Annotated in this window: 21 protein-coding genes; 6 read left to right on the forward strand and 15 right to left on the reverse strand. The window is 54.8% G+C overall.

The window, feature by feature from the left end; genetic code table 11:
* Positions 1 to 2: 2 nt before the first annotated feature.
* The 3 genes from RB_RS00180 (at position 3) to RB_RS00190 (ending at position 3,608) form a co-directional block, all read left to right on the forward strand.
* Positions 3 to 1,289, forward strand: coding sequence for a hypothetical protein (locus tag RB_RS00180; protein ID WP_011117732.1), 1,287 nt, complete (start codon positions 3 to 5; stop codon positions 1,287 to 1,289).
* A 211-nt stretch (positions 1,290 to 1,500) separates the two neighbouring features.
* A complete protein-coding gene (locus RB_RS00185) occupies positions 1,501 to 2,904 on the forward strand; it encodes an alkaline phosphatase D family protein (protein WP_164922641.1) in 1,404 nt (467 codons plus the stop codon).
* A 35-nt stretch (positions 2,905 to 2,939) separates the two neighbouring features.
* Positions 2,940 to 3,608: an alpha/beta fold hydrolase gene (locus tag RB_RS00190; RefSeq protein ID WP_165447229.1), complete on the forward strand. Its 669-nt coding sequence runs from the start codon at positions 2,940 to 2,942 to the stop codon at positions 3,606 to 3,608.
* A gap of 29 nt (positions 3,609 to 3,637) precedes the next feature.
* On the opposite strand, the gene RB_RS00195 is transcribed toward RB_RS00190, so the two are convergent.
* The 5 genes from RB_RS00195 to RB_RS00215 form a co-directional block, all read right to left on the reverse strand.
* Positions 3,638 to 5,575 carry an alkaline phosphatase D family protein gene (locus RB_RS00195; RefSeq protein ID WP_231846527.1) on the reverse strand — a complete coding sequence of 646 codons (1,938 nt, stop codon included), beginning with the start codon at positions 5,573 to 5,575 and terminating at the stop codon, positions 3,638 to 3,640.
* A 132-nt stretch (positions 5,576 to 5,707) separates the two neighbouring features.
* Positions 5,708 to 6,712: a hypothetical protein gene (locus RB_RS00200; RefSeq protein ID WP_164921269.1), complete on the reverse strand. Its 1,005-nt coding sequence runs from the start codon at positions 6,710 to 6,712 to the stop codon at positions 5,708 to 5,710.
* 142 nt (positions 6,713 to 6,854) lie between these two features.
* Positions 6,855 to 7,223, reverse strand: a complete 369-nt coding sequence (locus RB_RS00205) for a hypothetical protein (RefSeq protein WP_164921270.1) — start codon at positions 7,221 to 7,223, stop codon at positions 6,855 to 6,857.
* A gap of 740 nt (positions 7,224 to 7,963) precedes the next feature.
* The gene (locus tag RB_RS00210) at positions 7,964 to 8,260 is read right to left on the reverse strand and encodes a hypothetical protein (protein ID WP_144043657.1); all 297 of its coding nucleotides are present in this window, start codon (positions 8,258 to 8,260) and stop codon (positions 7,964 to 7,966) included.
* A gap of 228 nt (positions 8,261 to 8,488) precedes the next feature.
* Positions 8,489 to 11,653: a S9 family peptidase gene (locus RB_RS00215; RefSeq protein ID WP_011117740.1), complete on the reverse strand. Its 3,165-nt coding sequence runs from the start codon at positions 11,651 to 11,653 to the stop codon at positions 8,489 to 8,491.
* A 340-nt stretch (positions 11,654 to 11,993) separates the two neighbouring features.
* Here RB_RS00215 and RB_RS00220 point away from each other — a divergent pair, with 340 nt between their 5' ends.
* Positions 11,994 to 13,124 (forward strand): FG-GAP repeat domain-containing protein, encoded by a 1,131-nt coding sequence (locus RB_RS00220; RefSeq protein ID WP_231846068.1) that lies wholly within the window; start codon positions 11,994 to 11,996, stop codon positions 13,122 to 13,124.
* The gene (locus RB_RS00225; protein ID WP_011117743.1) at positions 13,121 to 14,500 is read left to right on the forward strand and encodes an outer membrane protein assembly factor BamB family protein; all 1,380 of its coding nucleotides are present in this window, start codon (positions 13,121 to 13,123) and stop codon (positions 14,498 to 14,500) included. The genes RB_RS00220 and RB_RS00225 overlap by 4 nt, the downstream gene beginning before the upstream one ends.
* Before the next feature lie 82 nt (positions 14,501 to 14,582).
* Here the strand turns inward: RB_RS00225 and RB_RS00230 are convergent, their stop codons facing one another.
* The 10 genes from RB_RS00230 to RB_RS00275 form a co-directional block, all read right to left on the reverse strand.
* A complete protein-coding gene (locus tag RB_RS00230; protein ID WP_011117744.1) occupies positions 14,583 to 16,331 on the reverse strand; it encodes a sulfatase in 1,749 nt (582 codons plus the stop codon).
* A gap of 235 nt (positions 16,332 to 16,566) precedes the next feature.
* The gene (locus tag RB_RS00235) at positions 16,567 to 17,454 is read right to left on the reverse strand and encodes a hypothetical protein (protein WP_011117745.1); all 888 of its coding nucleotides are present in this window, start codon (positions 17,452 to 17,454) and stop codon (positions 16,567 to 16,569) included.
* Complete coding sequence (locus RB_RS00240; RefSeq protein ID WP_011117746.1) at positions 17,451 to 18,377, reverse strand: DUF1559 domain-containing protein; 927 nt, start codon at positions 18,375 to 18,377, stop codon at positions 17,451 to 17,453. Before RB_RS00240 ends, RB_RS00235 begins: the two co-directional genes overlap by 4 nt.
* Positions 18,374 to 18,763, reverse strand: a complete 390-nt coding sequence (locus RB_RS00245) for a hypothetical protein (protein ID WP_011117747.1) — start codon at positions 18,761 to 18,763, stop codon at positions 18,374 to 18,376. The genes RB_RS00240 and RB_RS00245 overlap by 4 nt, the downstream gene beginning before the upstream one ends.
* Positions 18,760 to 19,269: a PulJ/GspJ family protein gene (locus RB_RS00250; RefSeq protein ID WP_011117748.1), complete on the reverse strand. Its 510-nt coding sequence runs from the start codon at positions 19,267 to 19,269 to the stop codon at positions 18,760 to 18,762. Before RB_RS00250 ends, RB_RS00245 begins: the two co-directional genes overlap by 4 nt.
* A complete protein-coding gene (locus RB_RS00255) occupies positions 19,245 to 19,562 on the reverse strand; it encodes a hypothetical protein (RefSeq protein ID WP_164922642.1) in 318 nt (105 codons plus the stop codon). The genes RB_RS00250 and RB_RS00255 overlap by 25 nt, the downstream gene beginning before the upstream one ends.
* 70 nt (positions 19,563 to 19,632) lie before the next feature.
* Positions 19,633 to 20,766 (reverse strand): type II secretion system F family protein, encoded by a 1,134-nt coding sequence (locus RB_RS00260; protein WP_231846070.1) that lies wholly within the window; start codon positions 20,764 to 20,766, stop codon positions 19,633 to 19,635.
* A gap of 149 nt (positions 20,767 to 20,915) precedes the next feature.
* The gene (locus tag RB_RS00265) at positions 20,916 to 21,725 is read right to left on the reverse strand and encodes a hypothetical protein (protein ID WP_164921272.1); all 810 of its coding nucleotides are present in this window, start codon (positions 21,723 to 21,725) and stop codon (positions 20,916 to 20,918) included.
* Positions 21,725 to 22,777: a type II secretion system F family protein gene (locus RB_RS00270; protein ID WP_011117752.1), complete on the reverse strand. Its 1,053-nt coding sequence runs from the start codon at positions 22,775 to 22,777 to the stop codon at positions 21,725 to 21,727. Before RB_RS00270 ends, RB_RS00265 begins: the two co-directional genes overlap by 1 nt.
* Positions 22,774 to 23,985: a GspE/PulE family protein gene (locus RB_RS00275; RefSeq protein WP_011117753.1), complete on the reverse strand. Its 1,212-nt coding sequence runs from the start codon at positions 23,983 to 23,985 to the stop codon at positions 22,774 to 22,776. Before RB_RS00275 ends, RB_RS00270 begins: the two co-directional genes overlap by 4 nt.
* Positions 23,986 to 24,115: 130 nt before the next feature.
* Between RB_RS00275 and RB_RS00280 the strand changes: the two genes are divergently transcribed.
* Complete coding sequence (locus RB_RS00280) at positions 24,116 to 25,357, forward strand: DUF1559 domain-containing protein (protein WP_011117755.1); 1,242 nt, start codon at positions 24,116 to 24,118, stop codon at positions 25,355 to 25,357.
* The last annotated feature ends 151 nt before the right edge of the window (positions 25,358 to 25,508 follow it).

Consider the following 25,508-nt stretch of genomic DNA (forward strand, 5'->3'; position numbering starts at 1 on the left):
CAATGAATATTAAGCAAGCCGATCACCCATTCGGGACGACTTTGAGCACTCCGATTGTCCGAAGTTTCTCCGCTTGCTGCGTGTGGATGATGGCTATTTGTCCGCTGATACTGAGCGGAGCATCCTATGCGGAAGAGCTCACGGCGGTGGAGCACTTCGATGTGACTCGCACCCCGGTGCCACCCGAGATTGACGCGCCCACCGAATCGGAGATCCGCGACGCGATCGTGCGTGGGGTCCAGTTCATGCTCGATGATCAGAACTCGAACGGTTCTTGGGGTTCACCAACGCGGACCAAAGGGTTGAACATCTACGCTCCGGTTCCTGGAGCACACCATGCGTTTCGCGCCGCGACCACGTCGCTAGGAATCGCTGGATTGATTGACACTCTAGAGCACCTACCAGCGGATGCGTCCGAACAAGGATTGCGAACTCAAGTCCGCGAATCGGTCGAACGAGCGGAAACGTGGTTGTTCCGCGAATTACCGAAACTGCGACGCGCCGATGGCTCGGCCATGTACAACGTTTGGGGGCACGGTTACTCGATCCAGGCCCTGGTGCGATTGCATGACTGGCACAAGGACGACGCGGATCGCCAAGCCAGCATCGTCAGCCTGATCCAGGATCAATTCGAAATGCTGCAGCGTTACGAATCGGTCGACGGTGGCTGGGGCTACTACGATTTTCGCTACCAAGCTGACCAGCCAACATCATCGTCGACCAGCTTTGTCAACGGAGCGGTGTTGGTGGCACTGAAGGAAGCCGACTCACTCGGTGTCACCCCACCAAAACGGATGGTGGATCGGGCGGTGGCCGCGCTGGGGCGACAACAGAAACCGGACTTCAGCTATTTGTATAGCGAAAACCTGCAATACCAACCGATGCGCGAGATCAATCGCCCGGGTGGGAGTCTGGGCCGGTCCCAGTGTTGCAATGTGGCGATGCGAGTCTGGGGTGATTCTAAAATCACCGATGATGTCGTGAAGGTCTGGCTTTGTCGACTCTATCTGCGCAACGGCTGGCTCGACATTGGACGCAAGCGACCGGTGCCTCACGAAGCCTGGATGCAGGTGGCTGGGTACTTCTACTTCTTTGGCCACTACTACGCCGCAGTGGGAATGGATTTGTTGCCCGAAGAAGAACGTGCTCCGTACCAATCGATGCTGGCCAAGCTGATGCTGGATCGCCAAGAGACGGATGGTTCATGGTGGGACTACCCGCTGTACGATTACCATCAACCTTACGGCACCGGATTTGTTCTGATGACATTGGATGCTTGTATGCCGTGAACGCGAAAACGCTGAAGCGTTCGACCGGTTGAGTGCGGGAACCGTGGCTAACGCCAAGCGGCTCAGATACCCGACGACCCTTGAGTACCAGTTGGATCTGAAAGGCTGGAGCGGCCGTCGGCATTCTCGCGCATCAGGCTGTGATAAGATGGTCGGCCCGTTCTGACACGGGCCTGCCTGAACCTCCACCGCGAATGCCGCCATGAAGAGAATGCTGTCCGGGATCCTGTTTGCGATCCTTCTTGTTGCTTTTGTCTCATACGCCAAACCACCCATCCCGACGCCGCGAGAAACTCCGGTCGTGGGCGACATGGACCACTTCTTTCTCGAGTCCATGTATGGGTTGAAGGAGAACGATGAGAGTTTGAGCCGCGTGGTGAGCTCTCCGGAATTCCGGGAACTGATTCAGAAGCACGATTTGAAGCTTTTGGGCGGGCCGATGCTGGGATGCGTCACCGATCATAGCGCTCGCATTTGGGTTCGAACGACAGAAGCCGCCAGCGTGCAAGTTGTGATGGACGGCAAAGCAAGCGAGGTCGTCACAACATCGCCGCAGATGGACTTCACCGCATTGTTGGATCTGGAAGGATTGCAGTCCGCCACGGATTACACCTACGACGTCTTGGTCGATGGGCAAAGCGTTTTCCGCGATCAGAAGCCAACGTTCCAGACTTACCCATCCAAAGATGAGAAATCGACGTTCAGCGTCGCGTTTGGCGGTGGTGCCCGTTACAACCCGCCGAAGGAAAAGATCTGGGACGTGATCGCGGGGCGTTCACCGGAAGCGATTCTGTTGCTCGGCGATAACGTTTACATCGATCAACCCAAATCACGAACGAAACAGCGAGTTCACTACTACCGCAGACAATTGCGACCCGAGTTTCGGCGACTGACCGCGTCAACCTCGGTGTACGCGGTCTACGACGATCACGATCTAGGTGTGGATGATTCATCCGGTGGTCCTGGTCGTTTCAAGCCCACTTGGAAGTTCGAATCGTGGAAGGTTTTTCGCGAAAATTGGAACAACCCTGCGTATGGAGGCGGCGATGAGCTTCCGGGGTGTTGGTTTGATTTCTCGATCGGCGATGTCGACTTCTTCATGCTCGACAACCGTTACTATCGATCGTTCGAGGATGGGACGATGTTGGGGCCCGAACAAAAAGAATGGTTGCTGGCCAAGCTGAAAGCGTCCGATGCGACGTTCAAGGTCCTTGCCTCAGGGACGCTGTGGACCGAACACGCTGACAAAGCAGGTCGGGATTCGTGGTGGGGCGTGAAAGAAGAACGCAACGAGATCTTCGACTTCATCGAAACAGAAAACATCGGCGGCGTGATTCTGCTGTCCGCCGATCGGCACCGCACCGATGTGTACAAGATCGAACGTCCAAACAGCTACGACTTGTTCGAGTTTGAAACATCAAAGATGACCAACGATCACACCCATCCGACCAAGAAGGAAGCCGTCTTCTCTTACAACGAAGGGAACTTCTTCGGGATGCTGAAGTTTGACTTGGAGAAGACCGATCCTGAAATGACGTTTGAGTGCATCACAATGGAAGACCAGAAGGTCTATGAGTTGACGTTGAAACGAAGCCAGCTGCAGGCGGCGGAGTGACCGGAAGGAACGTCGCCGATGAATTGCCACGATTGATGCTTCTGTCGGGCCTAGCCGCAGACGAGAGGATCTTTGTCGCGCAGAAGTTGGCGTTTCCACAACTAAGCGTTCCGCAGTGGCTCGCTCCATTTAAGAACGAACCACTGGATGATTATGCAAAGCGTCTTGCTTCTGAAATCGGCCCTGGGCCCTGTGTGATTGGCGGTGCTTCATTCGGAGGGATCGTCGCGATGCATTTGGCGCGTCATCTGAACCCGGAAGCGGTGATTTTGATTGGTAGTGTACGCTCGCCATCCGAACTGCCGATGTACGCCAGGCTGGCCAGACCGCTGCGATGTCTGACCTTATGGTTGCCGGTTCGGGAAATGCAGTGGGCAATGAAGCCTTTGCTTTGTGGTCCGCTCCGAACGGCGATGCCATTCGTGCATGGGTTGCTGAGCCAATTTTTGCAAAGCGACCCCGCGGTATTTCGATGGTCGCTCCATCAAATTCTAAACTGGAAATCAGCACCAGCGTGTTCTTTCCCGATCTACCATATCCATGGTGCACGGGATTGGGTGATGCCGGCAAAGAATACACTGCCAGACAAAATTGTCCCTGGTGCGGGACACGTGTTGTCATTGACTCATCCACAAGAAGTGAACGAATTCATTCGCTTCGTGATGAAGCGAGTGAAGCTTTCGTGCAATCCATCCAGTCATTGAAAAACGTTATTGCGTGAGTTGTCTGTCACTTACTGACCGGTCTGACCTTGCCACACGGACACTTCGTCGATCCAGCCATCGAAGTTGCGTCCCGTGCCTTCTCGATGACCGCCGATGACAAGACCTCCGAACTCTGACGCGGGGCCGGAGACGGGCAACGTGTGCTTCGCGATTTGCTGTTCATTGAGAGACAGTTTGAGTGTCTTTGAATCAAACGTCAGCGTGATTTGATTCCAGCGACCCAGTAAGCTCTCGCGGGCAACCAACGAATCGAAACCGCCCTGCGACTTCGCCTCGGGAGCCGCCTCTGGTTGCTTGGCGGGTTGAAGCGTATGAGTGTAGAGTTGCAGGTTGATCTGGTCCGGTGATTCCGACGATCTCATTCCTAGTGAAAGGTGCCAGGCGGTTTTTGCGGAGACTTCTCCCTCCGCAGTGCTTTCAAAGAGAAAGTGTCGCTCCGAAGTGCCATGCTTCGGAAGGCTCGTCGGTTTGAACCAAAGTGAAACAGTGTGATGAGGCGAATTGTCATCCAGGAAACTTCGCGGAATACGGATGTACTGTTGTTTGGATCGATCGAGTCTCAACGCTCCACCAGACAGACCGTTGTTGTCGATGCGGGCACCATTCTCCGCGACCGCGTCAATGCGATGGCCGAGAGTTGAATCATTTTTCATGTTTTCATCAAACGACCAGTGTGCTCGCCGATTGGGATGCTTCTCTTCGTTTGCCGTCAAAGATGTGAGGGGCAGCTCAACTTTGCGATTCACAATTCCGTCTGGTTGACGGAATTCGGCGGTGAGCAATGGCTCGTCGGTGGTGCCGTCCGCTGTGAGCGTCAAAAATTGCCAACCTTCCACCAGCGACCATTCCAAGGATGGATGAAAGACATCCAGTTCAGTAATGGTGCGTTTGTGACCTGGCGAGATAACAAAGTCGTTCAAGTCGTACCCAGTCCGCTGAGGATGAATCAGATGCCGTGCAACGTGGATATCACCGCCCAGTAGAACGACTCCACTGATGTTCTCGTTTCGGATGATGTCCAGGAGAGCGTCACGTTCATACCAATACGTGAACATGTCATCGGTTTCTTTGTTTTTCTTGTCTTCCCAAATGGCGCCAAACGCCAGCACCTTGAACGGGGCTTTCGAGTCTCGCAATTCGGTGAGCAGCCAGGTCCATTGCTCCGATCCAAAACAAGTTGGCTGGGACGCATCGACGGGAGAGGGTTCGGTTTGCGAAAAGTATCGCGGGTCGAGGAAGAACACTTCCATCATGCCCAGGTCCGATTTGTGGTAAACGCCTTCCGTTGCGTTGCCGTATTGTGAATGGGCCCGGTAGTTGACGAATCCGCGACGCGTGTCCGCTTTTCCTTTCGACAAATTGCGTCCATTCCCGTTGTTTCGACCGAAGTCGTGATCATCCCAAGTGCCAACGGTGGAGGTGTTGCCAGACAGTTCCGCCAGGTCTGACATTTGCAAAAATTGCCGATGCCGTGACCTGACCTTCGCTAGATCGGTGCTGTCGATATACGGCGTGTCGCCCATCAGGCAAACCATGTCGAGGTCCAGAGTTTGCATCTCTTTCCAAATGCCATTGGGCTCGATGTCCACGCACGAAACGAATCCGACCGAAACACGGTGCCCTTCACGCTTCGGGTTAGTAGTCCGAAAAAAGTGCTGCCCGTCTGGTTTGATCAAAGTCGCTTGCGTGTCCGCGTCGTCGATCTGGTAGTGGTAGACAGTGTCCGGCTGAAGATTCGTGACGGAAAACTTCGCCACGTAGTCATCTTGTTCTCCGCCGATCGACGTAATTCGCTGGACAACATCTCCTTCCTGAAGAACCGAGAGTTGCAGTGGTTGCTCGGATGCACCGGCTCGGTAGAGCAATTGTGCGGAGGTGCTATCGATTGAGCCCACCAGTGGGCCTACCACGTCGTTGGCGTGAGATGCGGTCGGCACCGCAATCATCAAAAGCATGCACGAAAAGCAAAGGACGATTGGACAAATTCTGTGAGGGGGCATGATGTATTGTGAAAGTCGCGTCAGTTGAATTGCGGGGTGGAAGGCCAAGGTGTCAAGCTGAATCAAAACAGTTGTTCGCTACGGAGTGGTAAGTGGTGCCGGTGATTTCGGTTTCGCACCGCCACTGCCTGGCAGTTGCAGTTCATGGCGAACCCAGCGAACACCCTCGATGTTTTCATTCAATGATTCTTTGGCATCCAATTCCGATCGGTGGTCGAGAATACCAATGGGGCCCTGGCAATCGCTTTCCATGACGACTCGAATCATGTCCACTTCATGCTGCCCTTTGCCGATGCCCAGGATCTTCGGATTGGCGTTGTCCACCATCCCGTTCATATTCAGACAGTGCAGAAATGGTCGCATCGAATTGAACGATTGCTTCCAGTTGTCAATGTGATCGTGGCCATGATGAAAGTTGTAGGTGATGCCAACGTGATCAAACCCTTGCTCACGAAGCAAACGGCACATTGAGACCAAGTTCTCTGGTTCACCCGCCCAACCTCCGTGGTTGTACAGAGATAGCTTGCAGCCCAATCGCTGGGTTTCTCTCGCGGCAGGAACCATTTGCTGAACGGTTTGTTGGACTCTCCGCTCCTGGGTCCCATTTTTGATGTTGGGCGGCATCATCCAAATTTGCGGATGCAGATCGTGCTTTTCAAACAGTCGGTACGCTTCCGGATGGCCGCCCCAAAAGGCGAAGAACTCGATGCCGTGCTCCCGGTATTCCAGGATCTCTTGTTCGAAGGTTGGGACATGTTCAGCTCGCCAGTCGTAAGCACAACGACGGATGCCCAAATCGAGAAGCATTTGAGCACGCTCGGCCGGAGTCCGCTTGGCGGCGTCAAAGGGTACTATGCACCAAGCCACCAAATTCTCTTGTCGCAGGATGCTGGTCGTGGCGGCATCGTCCGAGTGAGGAGACTGGGCCAGCACAGAGGCGGGCTGCCCCATGAATAATGGCAAGCCAATGAACAACAGCAAAGCTGATAGACGGAACAAAGCGAACATGGCGAGTGCTTCAGGTGGGAGGTGATCAACGCAATTCAGCACTGAACACGCGAGCGATGGGCGGGATGGATCCACTATAGAAGCTGTCTCGCCGTTTGTCCTGACTGTCAGCAGTCGTTGGCATTAGAAGCAGCCATTAAGAATTTGATGTGAAGAGAAGATGTGTTTATCTGGCTCTTTAGCAAGGCGTCACCAGTCGCTCGCCATATCAGCTGTTCTATCGATCGCAGTCAACCTCATCGCAACTTCGCGTGAAGTGAATTCCGAGCAGAACCTTTCGGGGATCGCCATCGGCTTTGAAGGTCGCAAGCAGGAGATAGGGGAAGCTGAACATGCCTCCAAGGAACACGCTCAGGAATGCGTAGTAGTGTCCTTTGGCAGTGAAGCCTTCACGCCAAGTGATCCAAGTGGCACCCAGCAAAAGGTAGATGAGAAAGTCGGTGTCAAACTGCGACCGCCAGTTGAACGCTATCAAATCGTTGGTCGCAACGCTTGGCCAATTGATTCCATCAGAAAGCGAAGCAATCAACGTCATTGAATAAATCAACACGGTTGAGAACAACAAAAAAACTCGCAGGAAATTCATGCAGGATGCTTCGGTTGGCGGCTGGTGGAAGACTTTTGTGAAACGCCCTGGACGGCGCGTGCGAGATCGAAACGCAGGAGGGTGTGCGATGCCAGTCTGGGGCACAAAGCGAGAAGGGTAGACGAGTGCCCGATCGCAAAAGCCATGTTAAGCAGGTAGGCAGGTGTCATCGGGTATGTGAGCCGTTTGGCGTTAGCCACGGTTCCAACGCAAAACCGGGGCTAACGCCCAAACGGCTCACATGGTGAAACCCAATCATTCCTGCGTACCTGCTTAGACAATTGGCGAACTACGTATCTCGCTTTGATTCCGAAGGCGTGAACGCAGCGCCACATTTCATGCAATTGAAAATCGTGGTGTTGACAGTTCGGATCTTTTGCCCGCACTTCGGGCAGACAAGTTTTTGCATGCTGAAGAATAGCGACGCAAGAAACAACGTGGGGCCAATGGCGAATGCGAGCAGTAGATTACCCGTGCTGATGCCGTATCCAGAAACAGGCAGCCAGACCAACCAACCGCTGTACCAGAGGAGTCGCCGCGGCCATAACGATACGCTGCGCGTCGACTTTGGCATGCGGTGGACCACTCGACGGAAGGTTGTAGCAGCACGGCCCTCAACGAAGCGAACGATGCTTGAATTAAGGGAGATTGTACCGATGCCAGCCTGCGTGACGAACGATGGAAGGTTTGCCGAAAGCGTAGCGAAAAACTACATTGAACGACATTGGATCGCCAGAAATCTATCCACCAGAGAATCGCTCTACGCACCATCGCAGCAGCAGAACGGATTGCAACAACAACAAGACGAGCGACGTTGCAAATGGCAGCATGAACGGAATGCCCATGCAGATGCTGCCCTCGGGAACAAAAAGCCAACTGTACACAACCATGAAGGCCAACATGGCCAAGAATGCGGCCCACCACGCAACGGTGAAGTGCAGGAACCAAGGCGCGGCGACACCAAACGCAATCAACAACCAGTGAAGAGTCGAAACCCAGAGCGGATCACGATCGTCATGTTCGTTAGCGGTTGCCATTGCGGAAAGACTTCGTCGGCCAACGGAAAGATTTTTACGACATCGCCCCAATTGAAGCGAAGGAATTTCGTCCATGCTTCGGGGCCTGTGCTATCGGCTTGATTCTAGCCGACGGGGGTGAGCTGTGCAGGAACCAGTCGGGCGCGGGGTAAAGGCGTTCGATCGGTGTGTTGCAGCTGATCAGACTCGCTCAAGCTACTCACTCGACGCGAGTGCCTCTTCTCGAGATCAATCCTCGATTGGTTCCAGCAATTCCAAGCCGAACCGTTTCCCTTTGTCGACGCCTGGAACACCAACAGCCATCCACTCGGGCTCGGGGGCATCTTGGAGATAGTGGTCGAAGAACTGCTGCATCCGTATCGTAAAGTCTCGGCGGTTGTGGTCCCCCATGACCCAGTGCGGATCGCCGTTGTAATTCAGCATCCAGGCTGGTTTCTCGAGACGTCGAAGCGCCACAAAAAGTTCGATCCCTTGATACCACGGGACCGCCCCATCTTCGTCGTTGTGCAGAATCAATAGCGGCGTGTTGATTTTGTCAGCGAAGAACAGTGGCGAATTGGCGATGTATTTCTCGCGAGCGGACCAAAGGTCTTCTCCAATCCGGCTTTGAGTTCTTTCGTATTGGAACATGCGACTCATCCCGCTGCTCCAACGTATGCCACCGTATGCGCTGGTCATGTTGCTCACCGGAGCTCCGGCTTCGGCACACGCGAAGCGATCGGTTTGTGTGACCAAATAGACTGTTTGGTACCCGCCCCAGCTGTGACCCTGCATTCCAATCCGATCTTCATCGACAAAGCCCTGAGCAACCAAATGGTCCACGCCCGGAAGAATTGAATTGGCCGCGCTTTGTCCTGGCTTTCCGGTTTTGTACGGAATGTCAGGGATGAACACGAGATAACCACGGCTGACGTAGAAGCTGAAGCAGATGATCGATCGACCCGCAGCAGGTGGGTAGTGACTATGCAGGCTGTCTGATTTGCGTTCGTAGAAGTAAACGATCATCGGGTATTGCTTGGATGGGTCGAATCCATCCGGCTTCATCAAGATCCCGTCCAGCTCTTGCCCGTCTTGCGCTTTCCAGTGTGTGAGTTCGGCGGTGCCCCAAGAGACCTCTTCCTGTTGCGGATTCGCATCGCTGACACGCTGGATCTTTTCGAAACCAATCGTGCTTGTCCAAAGATCCGGGAAGCGTCTGAACGTACTGCGGATGAACACGACTTGGTCGCTGTCTTCGGCCTTGTTCAATCCCGAAAGATTCTCATCCAGCATGATCAATGGACGCAGGATGTTTTCTTCCGCGTCGTCTTTGTTGCTCGGTGGATCAAGAGCGTAAAACCCACTGGCCTTTGTGTCTCGTCGAAATGCACTCAGGATCATTGTCTCGGAACGGTCGATGAACCGTCGCTCGGAATCGAGACGCAGGTAACGGAACCGCACGTCGTTCTTACGGCCTTCTCCCAGCGTGACACAAATCGGTTTCGTTTTGCCCGTTGGATCCAGTTGCCAAATGTCATGCGAGTCATAGACCAAGAACGCTTGATCGTTGTCCAGCCAGCCCGCGGTTCCGTACGCGGATGGCAACGTCGGGCGATCGTCTAGTTCGTCGTAGAGCGGATGCTTGATGCCCTTGCTGATCTCGATGGTCTCGGTGTTCTTTCCCTTGGTCGCTTTCGCGAACCATTTGCCGTTTTCCGCATCAAACCAAACAATGTGTTTTCCTTGAGGCGAAATGGCTGCATTCCAACGGACCTTTTCCAGCACACGCTCGCGGTGTCCGGAATTGAGGTTGACGAGGTAGACGTCCTGGAATCCGGGGACTTCCCAGGAGAGTGTTTTGCGATAGGGGACGTTGGTGTTGCCGACCGCAATGTTGGAAGGTGATCGAAGGTCGATACGAAGCGATGGGATTTCACTGTCTTCCAATTGAACGACGCGATTCGTTTTCAAGATGAAAGCCGCACGGTAGCGCCGCTTGCGTTCTCGTTCGGCCTCGAGAAGTTGTTGCGGTTGGAGTTGAGGGTCTTGCCAGTGCCATATATCCAGTTTCGCGTGATCGTTGGATTCGTCTTCTAGCTCTCGGCCTTCCGCTTTGGCAAGACGTTGTTTTTGGACCTCATCAGGAACGGGTGCTGTTTCGAAATACAGTCGACGCCCATCTTCCGAGAAGCTTTGGTTGGATTGTGGAGACAGCCACCAACCGGTCGGAAGTCCCGGGTCGCCTTCGCTGACGAGACGATTCGCCTTTTTCGAATTCGCCTTCCATTGATAGAGTGCCCAAGAGGGTGATTCGGAATCGTAGTCATCTCGGTTGCCAATGAAGGCTAGCTGAGAACCATCTTCGCTGAAGGTCAGGTTCTTGTATTCGCCGATTCCGCTGATGATCGTTCGCAGTCGAAGCGAATCGAGTTCGATTGTGTGGACACCATCAACCGGACCGCGCTCTTTGTCGTCCTGTTGTTTATCTGACGTTCCTTTGCCTTCTTGCGATGGGGAGGACTTGTTTGGCTCGAGTGCTTCGACCGAAGTCACAAAGGCGAGCCGTTCACCGCGTTTTGAGAATTGAAAGGACCGCACGAACGGGAACGTACGCAGCACCTCGGTATCAAGGTGAATGAGCTTCAAGGCTGTGCCTGTTGATTTCTCTTTCGGCTCGTGATCTTGGTTGTCGTCTTCGTCCGCCTTCTCTTTGGTTGGCTGGCTCTTTTGGGCTTCTTTTGAGTTTTTGCTTTGGACCAGCGATTCGATTCGTCCGCGTTGGCGATTGATCTCTTCACGACTTTTCAGCTTCAGCTTTTTGGTCGGCCGTTGCAGTCCCCCGGGCGTGACTTCGTAGACTTCGCGATCATCACTCTCGGTTTTCTTCATTTCGTTGTCATCGGTTGATTTTTCCATCAGACACGCCACCCAATCGCTGTTCTCTTCCGGTATTCCGAATGAACGCACGCCCTGCAGTGTTAGGAATTCCCCGGAATCCAGTTCCAGGATTTGCAATGACGTCTGAGGCATCTCGTCAGCAGCTGTCTTTTGCTCTCGAAGCTTTTTGATTTTCTTCTTTTCCGGCGGCACGCGATATATCACGAAGCGGCTGTCGTGGGTGAAGCGAGCACCGGTCCCACGCTCCACGATGTACTCGCGAGCAGTTTCTGCGTGTTGAATGTGCAGCGTGCCTTCGCCGTCAATCTCGCCACTTTGGACGGTGTAGATGATCCAGTTTCCGTTGTTGGAAATGCCGGTGCCGGTCAGTGTGTTCCAATGGTCGTAGTCGCTATGTTCCAGCACTCGCCGTGTGATGTCTTGCGAATGAAGACTGCTGCAAACAGCAAGGAAGACGACGGCGAACAGTGATGCCTGGGGGCCAATGCGACGTCCAAGATCAAAAACAGAAAGCATAGAAGGGTCCCAGGAAGCAAGGTAAACCGAGCGTTCAAGGATAGTCGCGGTTTTGGAAGATGGAAACTTCGGTTCGTCGTTGTGGGGGTGTCCGATCGACGCACCAATTCAGAATTCTGTGTCAGCTTGACAGCCAACCCATCGGGAACAGCGGTGAACGTGCCGACGGTAGCGGTTTCGAAGGAGCTCATCGTTGGCACAGTGCAACGTTTGACGGATCGAGAGAGGTCGAAAGGTTTTTTGAACGGTTGTTTGAAAGCGTGTGTTGAATCAAAGTGGCGTTCTCTCAATTTGAATCTTTTGTCCAATTTCGGATCCGATGGTTGAACGGATGGACCATATGAATGCCGCCGGACCTTGTACGAGATGGTTGCTCGCCATTGTTTGGATGATGTGCGCCGCGAATTGCGGTTTGGCACAGCACCGGGTGTTCGTCACCAGCGATCGACTGACGCTCGGCACGGAACGACTTCGGTCAGCGTCGGTTCGAATAGGGGACATCGATCGCGATGGTGATCTTGATGTGGTGGTCGCGAACGGTCGCCATTGGCCGCAACAGAATGAATTGGTGATCAATCAGGGTCGGGCGAAATTTTCGATCATTCGTTGGCTTGGGGAGGACCAACGAACTAGCTACGCCTGCGAGTTCGCTGATTTCGACGGTGATGGTGACTTGGATATCGCCTCGGGAAATGACATGGCGAAGGGCCAGGTTTTCTTGAACGATGGGAGCGGCCAATTCCGTTTGCATGGCGAGTATGGTGACGTCTCGAGTCTTCGTAGTTTGCTAGCTCATGACATCGACCAGGACGGCGATATTGACTTGATTGCGACGTGCCGCGGACGCCCCAATCGTATCTATGTCAATGACGGCGAAGCTAACTTCAACTCTGGGCCATCGTTTGGTCGCAACACGGATTCAACGATCGATGTCGCGGCGGGGGATCTCAATGGCGATGGACACATGGACCTCGTTCTTGCCAATCGCGATCATCAACCCAATGAAATTCTTTTGGGGGATGCAGAACTGCAGTTTTCCCGCAGTGTGCCATTTGGAATCGGTGATGAGCAGTCGCGGGCTGTTGCGGTCGCCGATTTGAACACTGACGGCCACTTGGATTGGGTGGTGGCTAATATCGGTCGAGCCAACCAAGTCTTCTTTGGGGACGGTGCGGGTGGTGTTGCTGGATCGGCAGAGTTCGGTGCCAGCGATAGTCAAACGTATGCACTGGTGATTGCAGACATGAACAATGACGAAGTGCTGGATATCGTTGTCGGGAATTTGAACCAACCCGGATCGGTATTCTTTCGCCGCGAACATGAAATGAACTTCGACGAGGTTCCGTTTGGTGAAGCGTCGGCCTCGTATGGGCTCGACGTCGGCGACCTCGATGGCGACGGCTATGTTGATATCGTTGTTGCCAACTCAGATGACATGAACCGCATTTTTCTTAATCGGCCGAGCCAATGATGAATCGATTGCAATGGACATCACCCGCGCGTTTTGTGACTGTGTTTTGGATCGCGTTCATTCCAGCGATGGACGCATCTGCGCAGTCGACGACTGATTGGCCGTCCTTCCGTGGGCCGGGCAACCGGGGCGTTGCGGCGGGGGCATCGATTCTGACCGAATGGAATGCCCATCCTGAAGCCGAGCAAACGGACGGCGTTGCGTGGGCGACCGACGTGCCAGGATTGGGACATTCCAGTCCCGTTGTCTCGGGCGATCGAGTGTTCTTGCTCACCGCGGTTCCGGACGATGGCGAGACAGAATTGAACATTGCTGCGGGCGGGAACATCGACGCCGCGAAAGACAGTGGAGCGTACAGCTGGATCGTGCTGTGTTACGACAAAACGACCGGCAAGGAACTGTGGCAGCACACTGCTCATCATGGCGAACCAAAGGCGACGCGGCATAGCAAAGCGACTCATGCCAATAGCAGTGTCTGCGTCAGCGGCGATCGAGTGGTTGCGTGTTTTGGTTCGGAAGGTTTGTACTGCTACGATCTCGATGGCAATCAGATTTGGGAGCGTGATTTGGGTGTCGTGGACGTCAGCAAGTATGGGATCGGATGGGGCTATGCAAGTTCGCCTGCGATTCATGGCGATCGCGTGGCAGTGATCTGTGACGATCCGGACCATCCGTTCGTGACAGTGCTTCAGCTATCCGATGGCGAAGAAATCTGGCGTTCGGATCGGACCGAGGTTTGCGAGCGAAGTTGGGGATCACCTTTGATCCATGAAGCTGACGGTGTGACGCAGATGGTCATCAATGGTTGGCCGTGGATCGTTTCGTATGACTTTGGTACGGGAGAAGAGTTGTGGCGTCTTGAGGGAGGCGGTGACAACCCGATACCGACTCCATTCGTTTCTAACGGTTGGATCTACATCACCAACGCTCACGGAGGCAAAGCTCCGATTTATGTGATTGAGCCTGATGCTCGCGGTACGCTGTCGTTGGATTCCGAAGAAGAGTCCAGTGCAATCGTCTGGAGCGTTGAACGAGGTGGGTCGTACATGTCAACGCCGGTTGTTGCTGGGGACTATCTGTACCTTGGCAACTCCAACGGAGTGGTGCGGTGTTTCCATGCGGAGACCGGGGAGAAAGCGTTTCAAGAACGACTCGGAAAAGAGGCGGGCGTGATCGCGTCGCTCGTGACGGCTGATGGCAACGTGTACTGCGCATCAGAAAACGGAACCGTCTACGTCTTGAAATCGGGGCCGGAATTGGATGTCGTGGCGGAAAACCCGATGGGGGAACCTTGCTTTGCGACGCCAGCGATCTCGGGCGATAAACTGTTTATTCGCACGACCAAGCGATTGGTTGCGATCGGAACGACAGAGTGAATCGACTTTGTTGCGATCATGAATCAGAGCGTGGGTGACGTTCTGGTTTCGCAAACCTTCCAGAGCGAAACGCGTTGAGAAATCATTCGGGTTGAATGGACACCGTTTCGGTCGGCCCTGACAAAGAATGAATCTGATGAATCGTTCCATCGTGACTTTCGACAACAAAGACTGATCCAATCTTTGCTCGGATCGTTCGTTTGTCGCCAGCTTGCAGTCGCCTTGATCTTCCTCGTCGCCCGGCCGACGTGATCGGATGCACTTTGACCAGCCCCTCGGTGTGGTTTTCGAACGAAATTGTTCCCGATGCCCCATCGGATTGTGGTTTGGAATGAACCGTAGGTGTCATCACGAGGCTCTTTCGCGGATGAGTCTCGAGCAACAACGAGGTCAGCTCGTCAATGACTTTCGGTTCGGTTGAGTCGACGATGCTTTCGTTTTCGGAATCGTCGTTTCGATGATCGTAGAGCTCTTTGGCGGCCACTTCACCACTGAAAAAGTCTCGCCATTCGACCAAGCGGTAGTCGCTCGTTCGAATCGAGTATCCCATGTATTGCCGGCCTTCGTGTCGGCGGTAGTACTGGTTGACCGCGCCGTCGTGAACCTTTGCATCAACATCGTTCAGGATCGGAACCAAACTCGATCCGTCGACGAAATCAGGAACATCGATTCCCGCCATTTCGCAAAGCGTTGGAAAGAGATCGAGTAGTTCGGCGAGTTGGTCCGTTTGCTGGCCGAGGCATTTCACGCCTGGGCCGGTGATCAGCAAAGGCACGTGGGCATCGATTTCATAGTTGGTCATTTTGCCCCAACCTCGATGTTCCCCGAGTTTCCAACCGTGGTCGCTCCAGAGAACCACGATGGTGTTGTCGGCCAATCCTTCTTCCTTCAAAGCGGACAGCAACCTGCCGATTTGTGCGTCGATGTAGCTGACGCAGGCGTAGTAGGCATGCATCAGGTGACGTGCATCTTCGGTCGGGACCGTGTCGTCATCCCAAGGCTTTGGCAGATTCATGCGGTCGACATAGTGAGTCATCTCGCTGTTGTTGTGCATCGCATAGGGCGGCGAGTTTTTTGGAATCTGCTCGCCCGTTCGCACGGGTAACTTGGATGGGTCATGCATGTCCCAGTATTTCTTGGGGGCGACCCAGGCCAGGTGCGGCCGAATGTATCCCATCGCTAAGAAGAATGGAGCGTCGCTTTTTCCAAGTCGGCGAAGGTCCTCGATCGCCATGTTCGTGCGAGCACCATCGAGTAGTTGGTCATCGGCCAACTCGGGCGCGGCGGTGCTGGGCCCGCGAAGGTTGTTCTTGCGCCAATCGCGATCGGGCAATTCGTTGTCGAACTTCTTCATTTGTTCCCGCGTGCCATCGGGATAGAAGGCGGGCAGTCGTGGAAGGTCCCGAATCGGCTCGCTCCATGATTGCGGATCGGGCGTGGGGTTGTGATAAATCTTTCCGTGACTGACGGCGGTGTAGCCGTACCGGCGGAACCATTGCGGGATTGTCACCGCCTCAGGCATGGCCTCGCGAAAGTGGATAGGCAAGGTCCATACGGCAAGGTTGTCGGGTCGAAGTCCCGTCATCAAACTCGCCCGCGATGGGTTGCAGACCGCGACTTGACAGTAGGCTCGATTGAACTGAACCGACCGGGATGCCAAGCGATCGATGTTCGGCGTGATCGCTTGCGGGTCGCCATAGCAACCAATCGAGGGACGCAGATCATCCACAGCAATGAACAGCACATTGGGGCGTTGCTCGGACCAGCATTCGATCGGGAAGCTCGCCGCAATCATGAACGAAAGGATCGCTGAGACGTGAAGTCGCTTCATGACAGAGGTCGCGGGCAATGAGGGTGAGCGGAGCGTCGACCTTGCATGCCACGTAAGTCAACGCTGAATCAAGCGGTGTATGTGAACCAGATTACCTCAATGTTTGCCATGGATTGGCGTTGGCCATTGCGCTAAAGGCCGTTGAGGGAATGAGAGCGTCGGAAGCGGCCATGGCCAGCGTTTGGGGCGTATGACTTTCCGCTAGAACGCTGTTGTTGTTGGGCCAAGGACACGTTTACTGACTGAGAACGCGTTCGGTGTTCATCGAGGTCGATTGCGTCAATGCGTGTGAGGGATCCGCGGCAGGTGCTTTCACATCGGAAGTGATGCGGAACCAGCGGTGTTCGCTCGATCGAAGCAGCAGCAAGTAGACCAGCGAGAAGAGGTAAAAGCCGGCGAAGTTTCCGGTGACAATCAGTGCTCGTTCATCGGCGTTGTTTTCCTCCACGTCCATGATGAACAAGACGACAAAAGGCAGGGCCAAGAACAGTGGGAGCAATCCATAAATCCAGGCCCATTGGCGTCCCAGCAACGTGAGTGCAAGCAACGTCCACGACGCTGCGATGCCGAGAACCATCGTGACGGTCGCTCCAAAAAGACTCAGCCAAACGCTGGCGATTTTAAACAGCACGTTTCCGGCGGCGATCGTCACCGCAATTCCCAGAATTTGTCGGATGTTGCGTTGTCCGGTTGGCGGTGTCGGGCCGCGGTGGATTGGGCGTCGGAACCATTGCCAAATCAAAAACGGCCCCAAGCACGATATGCTAGCCAACAGAAAGAGTTGTGCGGCGAACGATGGCATGGATTGCAATGCGAAGACCATCGCGATCGCATTGAGGAGCAGGAAGCACCCGGTCAACATTCGCCAACGCTGCACCTGTTGTCTTGCATCTGCTTCCGTTTCGACATGGATCAGTGCGGTCCAGGTCCCCATCGCTGTCCAGGTTGCGGCGAGTCCACCAAAAGTGCATGCGAACAAAAACTGGCTTTCATCCGACATGGATTCGGGGTCGCCCAGTCCAGCGAACCCAACCAACGAAATTGACAGAAAGATGGACCAGACGAAAAACCAGCTCAACAAGACCCCATCGACTTGATCCCTTTCAATCGACGGATCGTTCATTTCAAACTCTGTTCACGTAGTGTTTCGATCGACTGAAAGTGCATCGGCAATTGCCCATCGCGACGGTCGACGATTTGTTCCAAGATTCGAGGGTCCGTTTCGGATGCGTGAAAGCGAACCTCTCCAGAGCCGAACAAAAAGTGCGCGCCGGTTGGGTGACGACTGCCGACCGAACCAACCGCTGACGCGACCGGTTTGGCGAAGCGATCCAGGCTTGTTTCAATTCCACCGCCCACATTTCGCAGAGTCGCCCGCGTTCCGCTGAGCCAACCCAGGTCATCCAGCGGAAGTAGTTTTTCCGAAACAAAGGCCGTATTGGCCAAGCCGTCTGTCACATCATCTCGCGTGATAGCGACGTTGAGGATGAAGACGCCATGGTCGCTCTCGTCAATGGCTTTTTCAGTCGGATGGTGCAGCCCAACGTAGTTGCTGGCGTTGTCAGGGTCCCGTTCGGAGGAAGGGCATCGGAACACTGGAAGACGAAGTTGCATGACAGGTTGATTGGCTTCGTCGTAGACGCTGACGGATCGATCAATTCGATTGGCCACAACGGGTTGATCCAACAAATCCATCAATCGCCCCAACCAGTTGTGATGGTTGCCTTCTGCGGTGCTTGCAATTGGCCCGGTGATTCCGTCGTCGGGGGCGAGGACGGTCCCGACGGGGAAGTGCATCCAACGATCGTGGTAACTTTGGATTGCCAAACCGATCGGAATCAAATTTGATTGACAGGCGGCACGCCGGGACTTTTCGCGAATCGACTGCAGTGCGGGAGCAGACAAACCAACCAAAACGCCGATGATGGCGATTACCACCAGCAACTCCACCAGGGTGAAGCCGTTACTGAACGCCCGGTTGCGACGGCGATCGCGTGATTGGCGACCGGCGATTGTGAGTTTGATTGGACGGTGGCGATTGTTCATGAGTTGCCTCGTAGTTGCCGTCGGATGGACATGCCTGACCGGTCGTTGCGAACCAATGTGGCTTCGATCTGTTTGGATTGATCGTTGGAATCGATGAGCTTCACGTCGATCCAAACGTTTGCTTTGTCGTCGACCGGAAGTCGTAGGCCGGACGCCAGTTCATCGCCGAGCGTTTGTGCGGTGTGGATGGCGGATTCAAGCAATACGATCATTTGTTGATCGCGTTCGTGTTTCCGTGAGTTCGCTGCGGTTTTGCCGATCACGATCGCGAATGTGCCGACGAGCAATGCCAAGGCGAGCACCAATACCAATGCGGCCAGGCCGCGGCGAGGTGCCCGACGACGTCGACAGGGACGACATGGATCGAAAGAAGGTGCTGGAATCAATTTAGCATCCTCGGAGCGGCAAGGATTTGAATTGGTTGGTCAGGGCGATCGGGCAACGTGATTGTCAGTTCAACCAGCGATGGTTCTGTTTCGGGATCTTCGTCGGAGATCGGCTGCAGTCGAAAATTGACTTGCGAGCGTTCGTCGATGAGGTATCGGTCGGACGCGATCGGTTGTGCATCGGCGGATTCGGCGTCGCGAGAAATCCATGCTGACGGGGCGAGTTCGTAGGTGATCTGTGAATCATCAGCGGATTTTAGAATCAGACTCGATTCAATCACTTCGATCGTGCCGGCCGATGCAACGTCGCGACGCAGGTCGTTTGCCAGTCGACGAATCTCTTGGCGGTGGATCGCCGCATCGCTGGCGTGTTTGCTGCTGGTGCGAACCAATCGCACCAAACCAAGCGTTCCGCCGAGCATCGCGATCACAATTGAAAGCGTGATCAACATTTCAATCAGGGTGTATCCGTTACGACGAATCATTCGGCGGGCTCCATTCTCCACACATGGTGTTGCAAAGTTTGCGAATCAATGGTGGATTGAATGACGAGATGCAACCCGGATTGGGAGTCCGTCTCAAAAGAATCGATTTGAATTTGAACGTCGGATTCGGGGCCACGCTGTGCAGCAACTCGTTCGATATCTTCGTAAGGAACCAGCAAGAATTGTTGGCCAACGTTCTCCACCGCGAGTTGTCGTTCCAGCCGATCCATGGAGTGTCGAGCGAACGAACGCCCGCTGTGATGCATCTGGACAGCGAAACCCGTCGCGACGGCTAAAAACGCAAACCCAGCCATGGTTTCAAGCAATGTGAAGCCTTGGCGGGTTTTGTGTCGTGACCGGTAGGATGGAGCCGCTCTCATGCGATTAGCTGATTGATGTGGTGAGTTTGGTCAGAAACAGAAACACGGTCACGATGTGGGCAATCACGTAAATCCCGACCGCGACGATTCCCAGCGGAATCAACCAGGACATCCGGACCTTCCAAGTAAGTGATCGGCGGCGCGAAATGTTGTCGACCATTTGGTCGATCGCCGATGGCAGGTGATGATTGTTGGCTGCACTGGTCAGCCAAGATTGCTCCTTCGCGGTGATGATTTGCGAGCTTCGCAGAGCGACGGGAAACGTGGTTCCGTTTTCGATCAACTGGGATGCCTTGCGGCATCGCTTTCGAATCCAATGATTGCGAGATGATTGCGATGCCAATCTCAGTAGTTCCGACTCGGCATGTTCCGATCGCATGCCAATGCTCAGCGAACGCAATATCTCGCAACGCCAACGAGCGATGGAATCTTTGCCGAACCACGGGATCCACCGGATCAACCAGGCGGGTTGCCAGCGAATCAAGATCGCCATCACGAACCAAATGAAAACGAGGATCATCACGCCTTCATAGATGGACATGATGGTTTGCAACAAGTCATGGATGTTTGACTTGAGATTGAAAAATTCATCGGCGATTTTCTCAAACCGTTTGAATAGGAAATCTCGCATCAAGTACCCCAAACCCCACGCCAGAAACAGTGTGGCGATCAGGTAGATCAGTTGTTCCGCCACGATCGGAGCGGAGACGGGTGTGCCCCCGTCGATGCTTTGTTGTTGGCGAACATGTGACCGGAGAGTTTCGTCGTCAAACGAGTTGGGCGGCGTGGTTGTGGCCTGAGGATGCTGAATCGCAGCCAATGTGTCCGCGGTGATTGGCAGCTTCGATCGCCGGACCGCTTTGACCAAAGATTCGCCGCGCATCAAACGTGCCGAGAAAGTCTTGCCTTGGAAAGCAATGCGACTGGACGAACCATTGGCGAGCGATTCCGCCAGGACAGGAACCGAGGCTCGAGTGCCGGCAGCCAATCGCATCCAACGGTTCAACGACTCGGCCTCTTCGCGGTAAGTCCAACGCCTGGCGACGAACAGCGATCCGATCATCATTGCCAGCAACACAAACGTGATCGGATGGGGCGCCGAGCTCGCCAAAGCGATGATACTGGTTGACCAGAGCACCCATTCAAGAAATGCAAAGACTCGAATGGTAAAGGGACGAAATCGCGGAACTGGCTGCGTGATCAAATTCCACTTGATCGTACGCAATGTGGCGGCGAACAATCCGCACGCGATAGAACCTAGGATGAAGGGCAGTGAGTGTCCCATTTCTAAAACCACCAGCCGGTGAATGTCAGGCCCTCTATCATCAAAACGATGTTTGTGTTGGTCGCCAAGATTGCAAGTCCGGCGGTGAACAACGAACCAATCAACCCTACTCGGAAGAGATGTCTGACGGTGCGCTGCGATCTTGTTTGAAGCAACCAGTGGCTATCCGACGCTGCTCGGTGCCACATGTGGATGGTCTCCTCACGTGACAGCTGGCTTTGACCAATCGCAATCACCGCCGCCAAGGGATGGTCTTTGATTGGTGGGCGGAGAAGGGCGTTTTCCCATGATTGGCCGGAGTCCAATCTCGCGGCGGAGCGATCGATCCAAAGCCGAAGCGGAGTGAATCGAGTTTCGTCAGAGGCGGCTCGAAAGGCGTCGCCATAAGTTTTTGAGTTGACCACCGATCGATAAATCGATTGACAGAAATTGGCCAGGGCGATCGTCTGGATCGCTCGCCCAAGCCCAGGGATTTTGCTGACAATCGTTGCAATGACAACCGGCAAACTGCCGCGAAGAGAGAGTTGAACCAGGATCCAGATAACACTCGCGGCCACAGCGATGCCAGCGTAAACCCAGATCAAGCTTCGCATCCAAGTGATCAACACCTCTTTCTCTTCCCAACCCACGTAGTAGACGGCGTCCTCACTGAGTTCTGCGACCGCGGAGAGCAGAAAGGCACCCACCGCCAAAGCGGCGATTAGGTAGATGAAGCTAACCGTGGTTGCGCGAGACAGACTGGATCGAGCGTCATCTCGGATGACGGACCACATTTCTGCTTCGGCTTGGTCAGAGATGGTCGGAGAAGTCATCAAACGAACTCCCCAATAGCATTCAGGAGCGGTGATATCGCCGTCCGCAACAAAACGATGATGATCGCAATCATCACTATCCACGCGATCCAGTGGGGGACGTTTTGCAACCACCAACTTTGTTGCCGATTCGCTCTTTCATCGTGCAATTCGCTTAGCTTGCGCAAGTCATGGGCGATCAAGTCGGCATCTCGTTTGCCGGTTACCAAGTCAACGACACATTCTTTGACCGGAGCCGGTGTGTCAGGAGGGAAGTCGAGCAATTGTTCGGACGTCGCACCGGCACGGACATTCGTTGCCACTGTTCGCCAGAGGGCGGGCGTATCCGAAACAGCGACTTCCGCGGCGGAGTCGATTGCTCGAGCGGTATCGATGTTCGCGTTTGGGATTTCAATCTGGATCGCCAGCCATCGACAAAACGTGGCCAAGTGACGAGAGGGTTGTGCGTGGCGGATCGAACGACGAATTCCCCAGTTCATCCACGCCGCGAAGCACGCGAGAATGACGATCACGATCAATGCGGCAAACAGGTAGTGTTGCACAAACGTTTGGGCGATCTGTTCGACGGAAGGTGCAAAGGGTGACGCGATGTGTTGCGATTCGGCGATCGAAATCAAGATCCATGGCAAGACAAAGAACGCCACCACCGCAGCGACCAACATGTTGAGAATCGGATTGATTGCAGCCAGCCAAACTTGTCGTCGTTGGTCCTCGCGTTGGCGGATCAGTCGGGCGGTTTCGTGGATGGCCGCCGTGGAACCAGTCTCAGCCATGATTTGCATGGCGATGCGAATCGGCGTTTGATACGGCAAGGACAACGAGGCCATCGCGACTGATGGGGATTGGCCATGCTTGACCCGCGCACGAACAAACTCTGCGGCGCGACCGAGACGCCCGAGTGCCACGTCATTCAATCCTGCCAGGCCGGATACGAGTGAACGCCCTGAAGCGGCCATCGCGGAGACCTCCTCCAGCAACATCGCGAGCGACTCGTCGTTGAGTTGGAACGATTTGGTTGACGAGGCGGGTGTCGGAGTGGGGTTGCTCGTCATGACGTTCGCCCCAAAACGCGGAAGACTTCTTCCTGGTCGGTGACGCGTTCTTCAATCAATCGTTCGGCTTGGTGACGCAGCGATTCGATTCCGGCCGCTTCGAGGATTCGGTCGAGTTCCAGTGCGGGCAATTGCTTTGCCAAGGCATCGAAGATGGCCGGTCCACATTGGGAATGGTTTAAGTCAACGATTTGTGAGACCGGCACCCGGCCAGCGTATCCCGTGCCGTGACAGCAAGAACAATCCCGCGATGCCTTTGGGCCGGCGTCGCAGGCATCGCATCGTCGGCGCAGCAATCGTTGGCACATCACGCCACGCAGTCCGCTTTGAATCGCGAAAGTAGGCAAATTCATTTGCACCAATCGACGCAACGTTCCGCCCACGGTTCCCGCATGAATCGACGAGAAACAAAGGTGACCCGTCATCGATGCGGCCAGCACAGCCTCGGCGGTTTCAACGTCGCGAATTTCGCTGACCAACAACACCTCCGCATCTTGTCGGACGGCGGCACGCATCGCGGACGCCAGTGTCAAACCGCTGCCGGATTGCAGTTGGCTTTGACTGATCGAGTCGATCACGGATTCGATTGGGTCCTCGATCGATAGAACGCTCCTGCGAAACTCTCCGCCGGCGATGTGCGACAGGCAGGCGTACAGCGTCGTCGTCTTCCCGCTCCCGGCAGGCCCGGCGACCAACAACCAACCATCGCGAGCGTCGCAAATCGTTTGGAGACGATCCAGCGTGCAAGCACCAAGGCCGAGTTCGTGCAACTGTCGAACGCTTTCGCGTTCTTCCATGATTCGGATGGCGGCACGATTGCCATGAACGGTCGGGAAGACTCCCAATCGCATCTCACGCTCGAGATCGCTTCCGTTGCGTTCTGCATCGCCACTTCGCCAACGCAGCGGTCCTTCCTGAGGCACTCCCATCCGGTACGACGGCAATCCCGCCAGCGCCATCAGTCGTGCTACTGGATCGCTTTCGTCGCTCCGTGGGAATGATTCAACTGGTTGCAGTACGCCGTCGATTCGAAAGGAGATCTCCCACGATTCCATTCGCGGTTGAATGTGCACGTCGCTGGCACCGCACTGGATGGCAGACGTCAAGCAAGACTGGATCACTTCGATTGCGAAGTTAGGATCCGCGGGAGACAGACGAGACGCGGGGCTGATCACCGATGAAAGTTCTCCAGCGAAAATTCGGGGCACGAAACCGCCACGTGCCGCAGGACGTTAGACTAACGGATTCCCCCGAGGGAAGTATGCGTCGAGCGTAAAAAGTTTCGAACAAGACAACAGGCTGGAAGCCGATCCCACTTTCTATCTGTGCGAGGATGACATGAAGCGATCACAACGTCGAAACGGATTCACTCTGTTGGAGTTGCTCGTTGTGACCGGCGTCATTGGGATCCTGATTGGGTTGTTGTTGCCTGCGGTGCAGGCGGCACGTGAGGCGGCAAGGCGAATGAGCTGCAGCAACAACCTTGGGCAAATCGCTCTTGGCGTGACTCAGTACCACGACGCGTTTGGGCATCTGCCACCGCATGGAACCGGGACGTTCAACAACGCCAATGATCCGCTGACCACCAACCAGTTTCGGTTGAGTTATCTGGTGTCGATCACTCCGTTCGTTGGCAAGGTTCCTCTGTGGGAAGCGATCAGCGAAGGCTATGTGGGGCAGCCGCCGGAGGGCGATCACAGTGATGTGGATTACGACTTCTTACCCTACGACGAAGTGGATTATGGAGTGATGGGCGGGGGTGACGTGCAACATCGGTATGAACCCATGGGACCATCGCCTTCCATCGCGGCGTACACCCCATGGGAAAACGAAGTCGGGATGTATCGGTGCCCATCTGATCCCGGATTGGGATCGCCCTCGCTCGGGCGAACGAACTACGCCGCGTGCCTTGGTGATGCGATCGAAGGGTTGGATGAAGGATTGTGGATACACGACGGAACCGCTTGGTCAGCCAGTGGCAAGTTGCAAATGGAAGCGACCGGGCGCGGTATGTTCGTGCCTCGCAAGATCACGTCCTACAGCGATGTGAAAGACGGTTTGTCCGCGACGATTTTGCTTGGGGAGATTTGCACGGACTTGGGCGACAACGACATTCGAACGTTTCCTTCGTTGAACAACGGCTGGGGCGGCGGCGTGCTGGATGATGTCGCGATCTGTCGAACGCAAATCGATTCCACGCGGCCTATGTTTTGGGAAGCTGGGAAGGTTCAGCTTCCAACCAACCCAGGGCATGGACGCGGTGCTCGCTGGGCAGACGCGTCGTCTTTGATGACCGGGTTCAACACGACATTGCGTCCCAATGCAGAAATTTGTTTTGGGGGCAATGCAACCACGATCGGCACGCTGACGATGAGCAGCCGTCATCAGGGCGGCGGCCATATCGCGATGGCGGACGGATCGATCAAATTCATCACCGATTCGATTGATGCCGGGTGGGGTGCTGGGACCGTGATTCTCAATGGGGAAGGCGAGCGCGCACCCGGGAGTCCCAGTCCTTTCGGATTGTGGGGCGCTCTTGGTACTCGTGATCAGAGTGAGATGTTCGACTATGAATACTGATTCTCGTTTGTATTCAGGCCGTTGGCATCGGCTGTAGCACGGTGGTCTCCACCGTGAGTTTGCGCTCGTCTCGGTGGGGGACCACCGAGTTACAGGTTGGGATGCTAGGTTGCCTTCGTAGGCCGGACCGAAACGAAGTGGAGTTCCGGCA

This window comes from Rhodopirellula baltica SH 1 (genome assembly GCF_000196115.1).
Classification (GTDB): domain Bacteria; phylum Planctomycetota; class Planctomycetia; order Pirellulales; family Pirellulaceae; genus Rhodopirellula; species Rhodopirellula baltica.

Coding starts and splice junctions, on each gene's coding strand:
- RB_RS00180 (WP_011117732.1), top strand. CDS start 3: ATGAATATTAAGCAAGCCGATCACCCATTCGGGACGACTTTGAGCACT.
- RB_RS00185 (WP_164922641.1), top strand. CDS start 1,501: ATGCTGTCCGGGATCCTGTTTGCGATCCTTCTTGTTGCTTTTGTCTCA.
- RB_RS00190 (WP_165447229.1), top strand. CDS start 2,940: ATGCTTCTGTCGGGCCTAGCCGCAGACGAGAGGATCTTTGTCGCGCAG.
- RB_RS00195 (WP_231846527.1), bottom strand. CDS start 5,575: ATGATTGCGGTGCCGACCGCATCTCACGCCAACGACGTGGTAGGCCCA.
- RB_RS00205 (WP_164921270.1), bottom strand. CDS start 7,223: ATGAATTTCCTGCGAGTTTTTTTGTTGTTCTCAACCGTGTTGATTTAT.
- RB_RS00210 (WP_144043657.1), bottom strand. CDS start 8,260: ATGGCAACCGCTAACGAACATGACGATCGTGATCCGCTCTGGGTTTCG.
- RB_RS00215 (WP_011117740.1), bottom strand. CDS start 11,653: ATGCTTTCTGTTTTTGATCTTGGACGTCGCATTGGCCCCCAGGCATCA.
- RB_RS00220 (WP_231846068.1), top strand. CDS start 11,994: ATGAATGCCGCCGGACCTTGTACGAGATGGTTGCTCGCCATTGTTTGG.
- RB_RS00225 (WP_011117743.1), top strand. CDS start 13,121: ATGATGAATCGATTGCAATGGACATCACCCGCGCGTTTTGTGACTGTG.
- RB_RS00230 (WP_011117744.1), bottom strand. CDS start 16,331: ATGAAGCGACTTCACGTCTCAGCGATCCTTTCGTTCATGATTGCGGCG.
- RB_RS00235 (WP_011117745.1), bottom strand. CDS start 17,454: ATGAACGATCCGTCGATTGAAAGGGATCAAGTCGATGGGGTCTTGTTG.
- RB_RS00240 (WP_011117746.1), bottom strand. CDS start 18,377: ATGAACAATCGCCACCGTCCAATCAAACTCACAATCGCCGGTCGCCAA.
- RB_RS00255 (WP_164922642.1), bottom strand. CDS start 19,562: ATGGCTGGGTTTGCGTTTTTAGCCGTCGCGACGGGTTTCGCTGTCCAG.
- RB_RS00265 (WP_164921272.1), bottom strand. CDS start 21,725: ATGACTTCTCCGACCATCTCTGACCAAGCCGAAGCAGAAATGTGGTCC.
- RB_RS00270 (WP_011117752.1), bottom strand. CDS start 22,777: ATGACGAGCAACCCCACTCCGACACCCGCCTCGTCAACCAAATCGTTC.
- RB_RS00280 (WP_011117755.1), top strand. CDS start 24,116: ATGAAGCGATCACAACGTCGAAACGGATTCACTCTGTTGGAGTTGCTC.